Raw genomic sequence first — 11,791 nt, 5'->3', positions numbered from 1 at the left:
GTTTTAGCAGAGGGGCTCACCTGTTCCCATTCCGAACACAGAAGTTAAGCCCTCTAGCGCCGATGGTACTGCTAACGCGGGAGAGTAGGTCGCCGCCAGTTTTTTTTAAAAGCTCATCAACATTGTTGATGAGCTTTTTTTGGTTTATACATATAGGAAGTAGGTAAAAGGTAGCAGGTATTAGGAGGTAGATAGCAGCTACTAGGTGTTAGGATCTAGGAAGCAACTAGTAGCTAATGGCTATTAGCTGTTACTTATTAGCGCAACTCTTTAAGTTCTTAGTCTAGAGAAACTAAAATCATTCGCTCATATGAGCATCTTGCTCGTTCGATTCTAAACAAAAAAGCTCTTTTTGTAGATGCGAGCGTCCTGCTGGTATGAGTAGTAAGAAAAAAAATACAGTTCTGTATTTGATAATTTTTTTATTCAAAACTATATCTACTATAAGAGAGCAATAGGTAATAGACGGCAGCTGTTAGCTAATAGCCATTAGCCATCAGCTATAAGCTAAGAGCTAACATCCAATTGCTATTAGCTAGAAATTTAGCCCCGATTGAACGGCATGTTCGAGCTCTTTTTGTATGCCGTTGGAAATAGCTCGGCACAAAAAAGCGAGTAGTGAAAGCGGGAATTAGCTCCTAAGAAAACTTTGAAAGTGATTGTAGTTTCAGAGAAGAAGAGTTTTATTCTTCGCTTTTTAGTTTGGGAATGCAAGGGATTTGTATGTAGATTTGAGAGCCTACTTCGGCAGTTTTAATATAGAATGTACCTCCAATACTTTCTGCACGTGATTTCATTGTTGTAAGCCCATAACCGTCTACACGTGCTTGCTGTATTCCGATACCATTGTCTTGTATGGAAATCTGAATAGAGTCTTGGCTTTCGATAGCTTCAAAAAGTACACATGTTGCTTGGCTATGTTTTACGATATTATGACAGGCTTCTTTTACTATTAACAGAATATTTCTGCGTACTTCAGCACTAACTTCTTGTTCTGGATTCTCTATTTGTTGATTATAAGAAAACTGGATTTTTGTCTTGGAAAGATAACTTTCAATATAACTTTTGCAGTAGTCAATCATCTTTCTAATGTTGTCGTTGGATGAGTTGAGTGACCACAGAATTTCGCGCATCGATAAATTGATATCCTCTGATATTTTGATTAGCTCATCAATTTCGGCTTTGCTGATGCTTTTGTTGTCGATGTTATGCTTTAGGATTTCTGATTGTAATTTGATTGCAGAGAGACCAGTACCAATATCATCATGCATATCATGAGAAATTCTCTCACGTTCGGATTGTAGTGATTTGTGCTTTTCAATTTCCTTTTGAAGGAGACTGTTTTTGTACTCAATATCCTTGATTTGTGTTTCTTTGATGTGGTTGATTTGATTTTTGTTGTAAAGTAAAATAACGAAGATAATGAAGCCCAAAAAAAGCAGCAAAAGCGCGACGGCAAATGCAAAAGTTAATTTAACTTCATATGCAACCATTAGAATCATGCTTTACAAGTCGTAGCTTTTAAAAATAGAATGTATGAAATGACGACTGCGATCATAAAACTTTTTGTTATCAATTGCAAAAATTCCACATCCATAACATTTAATAGATTGGTAGGAACAATTCTGAAAATAAAGACAATGCTAAAAAATAGCAAGCTTGTTGCTACCCAAAATTTTTGTTTTTTAAAAATAGGTGTTACATCTGTGTTTTGCAATTGTAGGAAAAACCAACGAATACTTAAGAATGTATAGACAACACATAATATGACGCTGAGAATAATTTGATAATTGGCTTCGGTTCCGAAAAATACTGCACTTAGTATGACATTGATGACTGCTACTATCCAACTAATTTTTTTGTTTTTTTCCTCTGTACTAAAATAATAAATGAAATACAGGCTATACAATGGTATTGTAAAAACATATATTGAGTAAGGAATCAGCCTTAAGGTATTTAAAGTTTCACTACTGAATACTACAGCAAAATATAACCACAAGTAATGCTGCTCTGTTTTTCGATTGAAAATCGACGAAAGAAAGCATAGGAAAACAACAAGTAGGTAAGTGTAAAATATCAGCGTCATCTGCAATCACCGGGAGGGCAAAGTCCCATCATATCAAAGTAAGTTTCTGGTTGTCCTGCTTTTGAAAAAGACGATTCGAAGTACATGACAAAAGTTAATTTGTGCAATCGTGTTTTGTCTGTAGCTGTATTGTCAATTGCCATCTGAAGAACGATTCCTGTATGATTTTGTGGATCAAATGCATCAAAATTGTTTTGGTAGGGAATCGTTATTTGGCGTGTATTTTCGTGCTTACTAGCATCATCAAACATTTTGGTTATGTATTGGTCAAACTTTGGTCGTAATCCCTTAGTCGTATCATCAAAGTTTTTTCGCATCGCATCACTTGCACGGCTATCAACTTCTATGGCGACATCTTGGTTGATTAAGAGTTTTGTTTTAGCAGCTTCGTCGGTGTAGAGAAGGTTAAGTTCTTTGTCGACTTGTGCAAATCGCAATACTAAATCTTTTTTCTGATCGATAAGTCCTTTTAGTAAGTTATAACTTAGCCTATAAGTTTTATCTACCAAAATATCACCTCCAAAGGCTTCTTCAAAGCTTTTCAACATTTGTAAAGCTTTTTCTTTTGGGATTGGTCCGGATTGGTTGTTTTCTTGATTCATGGTTATTAGTTTTTATTAGTGTTTTGACGTGTTGAGTTTGTTAAGAGCTTCAACTTTGTTGTTGACATTTAGTTTTCTGTAGATACTACCAACATGTTTTTTCACCGTTTCGGGGGAGATGCCTTTGTTGGCTGCAATTTCTTTGTACTGCAGACCTTCTGCAAGTCCATTAAGAATGTTTTTTTCTGTTGGTGTTAACTCGTCTACCAATTGGTGATCTTGCTCTTGATTTTGGAAGTGCTTTAGTACTTTTTTGGCAATATTATTACTCATTGGGCTACCACCATTTTTAGCAGTGATGATGGCTTGTGTAATATTTTCCAAACTTTCACCCTTTACCAAGTAACCTACAGCACCAGATCTAAGTGAATCAAAAACTTTGTCGTCGTCTTCATGGTTGGTGCAAATGATAAATTGTGTTTTGGGAAGCTGTGCTTTTAAAGTTCTGATGATGTCTGTTCCCCACGAATCGTAGAGTTGAAGATCCATCAGGACGATTTCAGGGTCTACATCAGGCAGATTATCCAGAGCTGCTTTGCCAGAGAAATACTGCCCCACACAACACATCTGATCATTATAGTTAATAACCTTTTTTAACGTGTTGTTGTAGTTCTTATCATCTTCGACAATAGCAACTTGGATTTTCATGGTTATTAGTTTATACAAAGATTATTAATTAGTCGATTACTTCCAATACCGAATTTGGGGTATATTAGATTATAAAAGTAATAAAAAAGTCTATTACTTTTATGGAAAATTCGTTAAAAGTTAATAAGTCGCAACGAAATATTAAATCATAAGTTTATTTGATGATTAGATTTTCATATTTTGTTGAGTTAACCAATGCTGTCTTTTAGCAGTATTGTTTTGTTGCTATTGTTGAAAGCTTCTATTTTTTCGAAAGTTTGCAGAAGATCCTTTTTGTGGAGGAAGTATGTTCTTGTAAGAAGCCTTGCATATTCATTATTTGCTAAAAATAGCATTTTGAGGTTATCCGTAAAATATTCGCCATTATGAAAATATACCAAAGTATTGTCAACATAGTGTTCTAAATCTTTTCTATTCAGCTGAAGTATTTGGTTGTCATATAAAGGATTGGCTAAGATTTTTCTTAGGTTTATTTTAAGCTCAGATTCTAATGGTTTTATGATTTCAAAGTTCTTTTTGATGGTATCATCTTGTGTTCTTTGACTTACAAATTGCAAGGCGTTATCTATTTCTGTATATATTTTGGCGCGTTCTTCAAAGGCTAAATCAAAATTGTAGAAACGCGCATATTTTTCTTCGAACTCTTGTGATAATGTTGGTATCGACTTTTGGTAGAAATAGGCTAAAATATTTTTATCATTTTCTGAAACCGATTTTTTGTAATCTTCAATTTCGGACTCTATTTTTTTTGCTAAACTCAAAGCATCTTTGTCGGAATATCGCGTACCATCGTAGTCAAAAGTTTTGATGTCGGTTAACTTGTCTCCAATTGCTTTGATGCTTGCTAGATCATTTTCTAAAGCTATCAATGTATAAACACTATCAACTTTTTCGTTGCTAAATAGGTCTTCGAAAGATTTGGTAGTTGTCAATGTTTCAATCTCAGAAAAAGGAATTAAATCGATATTCTTTTGGTCAAAGTAATTGTTGAAAACAATCGGGAATCTATTGCTTTCGATATCATCACAATAATGTTTTTGAAAGTCTTCAAATGAAAAGTCTGATTTTGTTGCTGTATAATTAACAAATGAAAATAGCTTTTGCGTCATTTTTTTCTGAACTTCGTCAACATTTGTAAAATAACTCCAAGCACTTTCTTGATTATCTTCTTTGATGATATTAAGTTGGTTGAGGCGTTGTATTCTGTCTTCGTTGCTGGGATGTGACGACCATTGATTGTTGAATACCAATTTTGATTTGTTAAATAAAGAAGCATCTTCTTGTTTCACAACAGGTAAATTGTATTTGTAATCTAGCTGGCTGTCTTCTGCTAAAAAGTTCATTACAAAACTTTGTTCGATGTAGAGATTTGGGCTTACTTTAGCATCATCATATTTTTGATTATAAACGTCAATAACGTTGTTGTAAGCCTTGTTTGCAAGATCAAGTCTAAGTAAAGATTCTGCTAGTGCTTTTGAGCCAGCCACATTTGCAGCAACTTCGTCCGCGTGGAATTCCATTTCTCGAGAAAGCGCCATGTATCTAACATTAACTTGGGCGTACATCGCTCTTAGAATTTTTTGGATTTGTCGAATGAGAAGACTTGCCAATCCTCCAAAGAATGAAAAGTATCCGCTGGTTTGAGAGAAGCTTTGCATCTGTCTTTCGAAAGCTTCGTCCTCGTTGACAAGGTTAAAAATAATCTGATTAACATTATAAACATAACTACCAACTTTCATCGATTTTTGAGAAAAATGTCCAAATTCGTGGGCGAGAATTGCTTTTAGTTCTTGAGCTGTTGTTGCGTTAACCAAGCCTAGCCCGATGTTTAGATTCTTCTTAACTGGTCGGAACATGCTCCAAAAGCTGGAATCATAAAAAACGCAAGCATTAACATCATTGGAAAGAAAGGTCTTTTTGGGCGCGTCGGTGCCAACTTCTGCAACAATTTCGTCAATGAGAGCGAATAGTTTAGGTTGATCTTCTCTTTTTATCTCTACCAGATTGGCATTGTTGTTTTCATGCTTTTTAAATAGGAATTTGATGACGAAATAAAATACAAATCCTCCAAATCCGATTAGTCCTGCACCTACCATCAGTGTATAAAATGCTGGTTTGGCTATGATCAATGATAAGCCACCAAAAATACAGGCTGCTGTAAGGGCACAGGAAAATAAAAATATTAGAAAATATACAATGATAAAGCTAACAATTGCCCAGACTGCTTTTTTGTTTTGTTTTTTGAAATTTTCGGAAAGGTCTATGTACATGATTTGTGATTTGGAAGTAGCAATATAGGATTTATTCCTTTTTTGTAGAATTTTTTTGATTGATTCTAGGTCATTTTTTCATTTTTTTTGCGGACTTAGTGATCGTTTGGCTAAGTTGTTTTTCTTTTGATGTAACACCACTTCGTTGAGCAGCATGGTTACTGAGTGGAATCGAAGCCTTATGAGAAGTTTTAATGCTAAGAAATTTTGATAAAATATCTTTGAAAGTCATTCAAACAGAAGTCAATTTTTAATTACGAATTCAGGTTAGTTATTTTATAGGCGTTCTTGAATATTGTTAAATACCAAAAAATGTGGTCTTAAATTTTTCTTTTGGTAGCCAAATCTTAATGCGGATTAGTTGTTGCGCCCCAGATGGAACGGCGTGTTTGAGCTCTTTTTTGAGGTGGCTTTTTGGTACTTTGACTTCGCTCAGTATCCTGAAGTAGCCACCTCAAAAAAAGCGAGTAGTGACAGCTGGAAATGGCGCCCAAATAAAAAACTCCGCTCATAAGAACGGAGTTGAATAATTGTTAAGCCAAATTATTTTACGATAATCGTACTGTTTGGTCTTTTTTGACTTTGGTAGTAAGAAACGGCGATATCTTTGATCGCTCTAATTCTTAGCTTTTCTAAAGCAACATCGTCGTTATACATTTTTAGTTGCATGTTCCATTGCTTTCTTTCTTCGGCAGTGATTTTGGAATCCATACTTTTTATCAAAGCATTGCTTTCTGCCGAGCAAGATGATGTGCTCTCAATCGAAGCAAGGATAGGGAAGGCTTCTTCGTAATTTCTTTCAGCGATATAGACTTTAGCTTGCTTGATAAATGCAGCACAGTTTTTCTTTTGGAAATTTCTATAAGTTTCTATAGATTTTGTTTGTGCTGTTTTGTAGCAAGAAGTCTTTTCTGGAATTGATTGCAAAAGTGCTAAAGACTCTTCGTAACGACCATTTTTCTCCAAATTGGCAGATTTTGTCATAATTTGGTTACAGTTAGATTGGTAGTAAGCCATTAACTTTTCTGTACCTTGACTGATGAATTTTTGGATTGCTGGATCGTTGCTGTCCAATGAGTTGATCGCATTGTTAAGCGCCGCATATTGATCTCTTCCAGTTCCTTTTAACTGTTTTGAATAGCTTGCAAATACCATGTTGGTTTGGTCTTGCTTCATTAACAATTGCAACGTGATGTTGGTAACATTGATGTTTTGCATACCGCCTTCGACAACCTCATTGTTGTTAAGAATAATCTTTGGTTGTAGCACAAGCCCGTTGTTGTAAGCTGTTGATACAATTCCGTTTTCGGATAATAATTGTGTTAGTTTGCTATCAACTTTGTCCAAAATATCAGAATCGTAATTGCTATATTGATCTTCGGGGAATAAAATTGACATTTGTATTTTTCCTAAATCTGCTTGCGTTTGAGAAAAGCCGAACAGATATGAGCATAGGAAAGTTAATAAGATTAATTTTTTCATAATTACTATTTTATAGTGATGTAGATTGTGTTTCCTTTGATGTCTTTATCGGTTTGCAAATTCAAGCTTTTGAAGAATTTGAAAATTTCTAAAGCGAATTTGTTCGGGTTGTAGTTTTTCCCAGTTGAGTCTTTCAGAGGGATTTTAACATCGTCCAGAATCATTCTCTTATCTGTTGTACCTTGGATGTGGTAGTTGTTTTTGTAAGCATTTTTCTCCATCCACGCTTCGATTTGATCTGAAAGAGGAAGATTTTCTGGTGCGATTTCTGATGACATTTTGTATTTCGAACCTTGTGCGAAGCTAATGTCAATGTTAAGTGATTTACCATTGTTAACAATATCCGTGAATTTTGCTTGCATCACATTAAGGAATTCGTCAGAAACGCTTTCTACTGCTTTAGTCGTCAACTTTCCGAAGTCGTCAGTATAGAATTTGCCACTTTGTCCAACTTTGTTAGATAAAGAGTTACCAGTAGAAGCTTCGTAAGCAGTCATCACTACAGAAACTGAGTTGCCTGAAGCGCTTTCTAGTTTCGTAACTTCTGCCTGTACATACACATCTGCGCCAGACATCATTACGATTTGATCTTTAACATCCGTTTGGTTATCAGATGTGAAAATATGATTGTCTTTTGCTGATTTTAATTTTGCAACAAAGTCAACAGTTGTAAAACCTCTAGAGTCAAAAACCTCCTTAATCTTTGTAAGGGCAATTCTCTTGTCTACGTCGCTTTCCAAAATAGTTCTAAGGTCTTCGCCTTCGCTAACGTAAGGGATTACCATAATTTTGGGCTGTACCGTTTGTACATTATTGTTCTGTGCTAGTATTTTGGTTACTGAAAAAATCAGAAGCAATACTAAACTTATTTTTTGTGTTAAATTTTTCATCGTTAATAACCGAATTTTCTAATGATTGAATTTTGCTCTAAATCTGCTTTTAAAGCTCTTAGATTGATGGTAACTTGTTGACCTTTGCTTGCGTTTTTGGAAGAAGATGTGATAAAGGTTTTGTATCTTTTCTCTTCAAAAAACTTTCTGAAATATTCAGGATGTTGTTTTTCGATTTCTTCTTCTGATGTCGAAATTAAAGGTGTCTTTTGGTTGCTCTCTGGGAAACCACGGAACAACAAATGGTAGATTGCTGTATAGTCTGGTTTTGGATCTGAGATATTAACCGTTATTGATGCGTCATTGTAATCAACAACTTGGATGTTAGAGGTGTGATTTCTGTTAGTGCAACCTATTAATACTAAGCTTGCAAAAGCAAAAAGTAATATTGCGTTTTTCATATTTATTTTTTTGTGATTAAAGTACATTCTAGTTTTTTACCTTCTCCAATGTTTGAAGTGATATTTTGAGATGATTTTTTATCAGTTGCAATTGCTTCGCTAAGATTTTCTCCAGCTAAATTAACGACTTCGACAGTTGCAATTTTTTGTGGATATTTTTGCCCTTCAATGATTTCAATCATTGTGACTTCCATTTTGTCTCCAACATTTACACCTGCATTTTTTCCAATATTAATAAGAACTTTTGCCTTGTCTTTGTCTTCAGATAGAAGTTTTACAATCTTTCCTTGTATCCCAAAATTTTGCTTGAAATACTGGTTGATTTCACCTTGAAGAGATTTCATTGCGTTTTGGACAGCGCTTTCTGGAGATAACATCACCTCACTCGCTTTACCTTCGAAGCTTGTAGCATCTGTACTCATACCTGTTGCCACATCAACAATCTTCATTTGGAATGCAACACTGGCTTTGTAACCATTAACAGTTCCATTAGAATTCTTCATGGCATAAACCGGAATTTTAGTAATATGACCAGTGATGATTTTTTCAGCTGCCATACTTGCACCAGTTTCAACACGATTTTTGCTGTCGATAAAAGCTTCCGATTTTTGAAGTTCTAGTTCATCATGTACGCGGTCGGCGCTAGTTCTGTCTACAACGCGAAAACGCTTGGAGTTAGAAAGCATCTCTACAACCTTTTCTGTAACAAGGCCTACGAAACGCGGACTCTCGTCACAAGTAAAAGCGGTAACACCAACGACTGTACGACTATCTTCTTGAGCAAAAATCCTACTGATGCACAATACAAACAGTAGGATTGATATTTTTTTAATCATTATAAGTTACCAGCTGTTTTAAGAGTTTCCATAATGCTTTTGATGGCTTTTGTTTGGAACAAAGTTTCAGTTCCTAAAAGTGAAGAAGCATCTTTTGCATAGTTAACTGCAGAAGTAATTTTAACCAATTTTAGTGGATTGGTAACTTTTGTCGCTTCAGATGTTGCAGAAGTAATCGATGAAGACAAAGCTTCAACATTTTTGGATTGTAAGAAAATTCTAGCTGCCAATTCTTCGCATTCCTTCATTGTAGGTTTTTTTACACTAACATCGGTAACTCCGTCATTTGTTTGTCCCACAGATCGGTAATACAAGTTTTGTAAAAGTGGTGTGATAGAAATTGCTTCTACCGCTGAAGAACCGATTTTGTTATTAAGATCATCAAGTGTATTGATACTTGTAGTTTTTGGAACAGATAGTTTTTTTAATTTTTCCATACGTTCCATTGATGCTTTGAAGTCTTCTCTTGAAGTTTGCGCAAATGAAACTGTGAAAGTCGCTAGCAATAATGCTGTTAATAATAATTTTTTCATAATTACTTTTTAATGTTATTTATTGTTTGTATTTGTTTTTTATTTTGAATTATTATTCGATTTTTGGTTTAAATTTTAAATAATCGACTAAATGTGGTTCGGGTTGTTAAATGATTTTTTTATGTTTTAATTGTTAATTGGTAGCATACTAGTAATGCTAAACGTGAAGATAAAACATTATTGGGAACGAAAATCTATTTTTTTTAATAAATTTTTAATATTTAACATTTTCTTCATTTTTGGTTTTGTTCAAAAATATTTAAAAGTCTATATTTAAAAATACGGTTAACCGTAAAAAGAAGCGTTTTACTACGTTGTATTATTAACAAAAATCCGCTCTAATGAACGGATTTTTATTTGCAGGATACTTTTTACTGAATAGAATTATACTTTTTCTATCGTTTACAAAATTTTAATCGGGATTTGTTGTTGCGCCCCAGATGGAACGGCGTGTTTGAGCTCTTTTTTGAGGTGGCTTTTCGGTACTTCGACTTCGCTCAGTAACCTGAATTAACCACCTCAAAAAAAGCGAGTAGTGACAGCTGGAAATGGCGCCCAAAAATTTGCCGTTGTTTTAGTATGTTTGGTAATTGATTTTCTAAGATATCATTTCTTAATTATTTTTTTAGTGATAGTTTCGTTTTTAGTGTTAATTCTCAGAACGTACATTGATGGTGGTAGTTCGGAAACATTTGTTTGTTTTGAAGTAGATGTTTTGAGGAGTTCGCCAGATGTTGAATAAATTTCGATGTTTTTGATAGTTTCATTCGCTTCGATTTTTAGCCAATCTTTAACAGGATTTTCCAATATTTTTAGATGTACTGCTGTAAGATTTTCAACGCCTAAAAAATCATAAGGGTTAAATCTGACTATACCACCGCGATAACTAGAATTGTACTTTATAAAGGCACCACCTATTAGTATGCGATTGTTTTTGTCTTTGATAATGGTCCAGGTATCTCCATTTTGAAACATATTTTGGTTGGGGTTGAAGTAATTTTTGAGATTTCCATTTTTATCGATTACCACAAAATTGAAAACATTTTGACTGTTGTATTTTGTTAAAGTGCCACCCAAGATGTAAGTATTGTTATCAATTTTATAGTTAATAAGTATATGGTCATTGATTGCAAGCCCACTTCCCATATTATTAAAACTGTGGTCAATTGTACCATCATTGTTTAATCTAGCGATATTGTTGCATATAACATCATTAAGTCTTCTGAAATTTCCTGTGATTAGGATTTTATTATCATCTTGAAATTGCATATTTTCAATTGTTGTGTTCGTGGAGACATTAATGTTATTGCTATTAATAATTAAATTAAAAGATTCGTCAATATCTCCATTGTCTTGTAAGCGAAAAATTCCGATATTTTTGTTGATATCTGTTCCTAGATTAAATTCTCCACATATATATATTCTATTATCGCTATCTAATTGTACTTCGCGAACAGAGCCTTTTATTTTGGAATCAAGAGTAAAGCTATTATCAAGATTACCATTTTTGTCTACTAAAATAAGTCTTGTTACATTTTGATTGTTTGCTTTATTAAAATCGCCCATTACAAAAATTCGTCCATCCGATAATTGTTTAAAATTATATACATTATCAAAAGAAGCTGGAGAATTGAAGTTAAGATTAAATGTATTGTCTAATGTTCCATCTGTATTTAATCTTGCTATCAAAGCTTTTGGTACATTATTGTAATTTTTAAAAGCGCCGCCAATTAATAATTTTCCATCAGGAAGTATTTGCGTTTTGAAAATATGGTCGTCGGTACCTACTCCAATGTTAAAGCTATTGTCAATGCTTCCGTTAAGGTTGAGTCGTACTAGATGTCCAGCTGCCGTTGCATTGTAGTTTTTGAATGCTCCCGAAACAATTATTTTTCCATCATTTTGTTCGACAATATCATAAACCGCATTGTCGAAACCAATTCCAGTGATGAAAGAATTGTCTAATGTAAATTGTGAGTTTATTTTAACTGGTAGAAAAATAATTAATAAAAAGATTAAAGAGTATTTTTTTATCATATTTAG

The 11,791-nt window shown here is 34.0% G+C and carries 11 protein-coding genes and 1 rRNA gene; 1 reads left to right on the top strand and 11 read right to left on the bottom strand.

Annotated features, from left to right (window positions below; genetic code table 11):
• Positions 1 to 101, top strand: a 5S ribosomal RNA gene (gene rrf / locus Q1V95_RS02965); the annotation flags it as partial.
• A gap of 582 nt (positions 102 to 683) precedes the next feature.
• On the opposite strand, the gene Q1V95_RS02960 is transcribed toward rrf, so the two are convergent.
• The 11 genes from Q1V95_RS02960 to Q1V95_RS02910 all read right to left on the bottom strand — a co-directional run bounded on the left by Q1V95_RS02960 (position 684) and on the right by Q1V95_RS02910 (position 11,785).
• Complete coding sequence (locus Q1V95_RS02960) at positions 684 to 1,493, bottom strand: histidine kinase (RefSeq protein WP_300670114.1); 810 nt, start codon at positions 1,491 to 1,493, stop codon at positions 684 to 686.
• Between the two features lie 5 nt (positions 1,494 to 1,498).
• Positions 1,499 to 2,086 (bottom strand): hypothetical protein, encoded by a 588-nt coding sequence (locus Q1V95_RS02955; protein WP_300670113.1) that lies wholly within the window; start codon positions 2,084 to 2,086, stop codon positions 1,499 to 1,501.
• Complete coding sequence (locus tag Q1V95_RS02950; protein ID WP_300670112.1) at positions 2,083 to 2,688, bottom strand: hypothetical protein; 606 nt, start codon at positions 2,686 to 2,688, stop codon at positions 2,083 to 2,085. The genes Q1V95_RS02955 and Q1V95_RS02950 overlap by 4 nt, the downstream gene beginning before the upstream one ends.
• Positions 2,689 to 2,703: 15 nt before the next feature.
• Positions 2,704 to 3,336, bottom strand: a complete 633-nt coding sequence (locus tag Q1V95_RS02945; protein WP_300670111.1) for a response regulator transcription factor — start codon at positions 3,334 to 3,336, stop codon at positions 2,704 to 2,706.
• Between the two features lie 188 nt (positions 3,337 to 3,524).
• Positions 3,525 to 5,606 carry a M48 family metallopeptidase gene (locus Q1V95_RS02940; protein WP_300670109.1) on the bottom strand — a complete coding sequence of 694 codons (2,082 nt, stop codon included), beginning with the start codon at positions 5,604 to 5,606 and terminating at the stop codon, positions 3,525 to 3,527.
• Positions 5,607 to 6,149: 543 nt separating this feature from the next.
• Positions 6,150 to 7,088: a hypothetical protein gene (locus Q1V95_RS02935; RefSeq protein ID WP_300670107.1), complete on the bottom strand. Its 939-nt coding sequence runs from the start codon at positions 7,086 to 7,088 to the stop codon at positions 6,150 to 6,152.
• Positions 7,089 to 7,093: 5 nt separating this feature from the next.
• Positions 7,094 to 7,978, bottom strand: coding sequence for a DUF6175 family protein (locus Q1V95_RS02930; protein WP_300670105.1), 885 nt, complete (start codon positions 7,976 to 7,978; stop codon positions 7,094 to 7,096).
• Positions 7,979 to 7,980: 2 nt separating this feature from the next.
• Positions 7,981 to 8,379 (bottom strand): hypothetical protein, encoded by a 399-nt coding sequence (locus Q1V95_RS02925; RefSeq protein ID WP_300670103.1) that lies wholly within the window; start codon positions 8,377 to 8,379, stop codon positions 7,981 to 7,983.
• A gap of 2 nt (positions 8,380 to 8,381) precedes the next feature.
• Positions 8,382 to 9,215 (bottom strand): CsgG/HfaB family protein, encoded by an 834-nt coding sequence (locus Q1V95_RS02920; protein ID WP_300670101.1) that lies wholly within the window; start codon positions 9,213 to 9,215, stop codon positions 8,382 to 8,384.
• Positions 9,215 to 9,748: a hypothetical protein gene (locus Q1V95_RS02915; protein WP_300670099.1), complete on the bottom strand. Its 534-nt coding sequence runs from the start codon at positions 9,746 to 9,748 to the stop codon at positions 9,215 to 9,217. The genes Q1V95_RS02920 and Q1V95_RS02915 overlap by 1 nt, the downstream gene beginning before the upstream one ends.
• Before the next feature lie 606 nt (positions 9,749 to 10,354).
• Positions 10,355 to 11,785, bottom strand: coding sequence for a T9SS type A sorting domain-containing protein (locus Q1V95_RS02910; RefSeq protein WP_300670097.1), 1,431 nt, complete (start codon positions 11,783 to 11,785; stop codon positions 10,355 to 10,357).
• Positions 11,786 to 11,791 lie beyond the last annotated feature (6 nt).

The organism is Soonwooa sp., assembly GCF_030151385.1.
GTDB lineage: Bacteria > Bacteroidota > Bacteroidia > Flavobacteriales > Weeksellaceae > Soonwooa.
The sequence above is the reverse complement of the archived record's forward strand: the minus strand, read 5'-3'. Positions and strand labels throughout refer to the sequence as shown.

Coding starts and splice junctions, on each gene's coding strand:
- Q1V95_RS02930 (WP_300670105.1), bottom strand. CDS start 7,978: ATGAAAAATTTAACACAAAAAATAAGTTTAGTATTGCTTCTGATTTTT.
- Q1V95_RS02915 (WP_300670099.1), bottom strand. CDS start 9,748: ATGAAAAAATTATTATTAACAGCATTATTGCTAGCGACTTTCACAGTT.
- Q1V95_RS02940 (WP_300670109.1), bottom strand. CDS start 5,606: ATGTACATAGACCTTTCCGAAAATTTCAAAAAACAAAACAAAAAAGCA.
- Q1V95_RS02950 (WP_300670112.1), bottom strand. CDS start 2,688: ATGAATCAAGAAAACAACCAATCCGGACCAATCCCAAAAGAAAAAGCT.
- Q1V95_RS02960 (WP_300670114.1), bottom strand. CDS start 1,493: ATGGTTGCATATGAAGTTAAATTAACTTTTGCATTTGCCGTCGCGCTT.
- Q1V95_RS02955 (WP_300670113.1), bottom strand. CDS start 2,086: ATGACGCTGATATTTTACACTTACCTACTTGTTGTTTTCCTATGCTTT.
- Q1V95_RS02920 (WP_300670101.1), bottom strand. CDS start 9,215: ATGATTAAAAAAATATCAATCCTACTGTTTGTATTGTGCATCAGTAGG.
- Q1V95_RS02925 (WP_300670103.1), bottom strand. CDS start 8,379: ATGAAAAACGCAATATTACTTTTTGCTTTTGCAAGCTTAGTATTAATA.
- Q1V95_RS02945 (WP_300670111.1), bottom strand. CDS start 3,336: ATGAAAATCCAAGTTGCTATTGTCGAAGATGATAAGAACTACAACAAC.
- Q1V95_RS02935 (WP_300670107.1), bottom strand. CDS start 7,088: ATGAAAAAATTAATCTTATTAACTTTCCTATGCTCATATCTGTTCGGC.
- Q1V95_RS02910 (WP_300670097.1), bottom strand. CDS start 11,785: ATGATAAAAAAATACTCTTTAATCTTTTTATTAATTATTTTTCTACCA.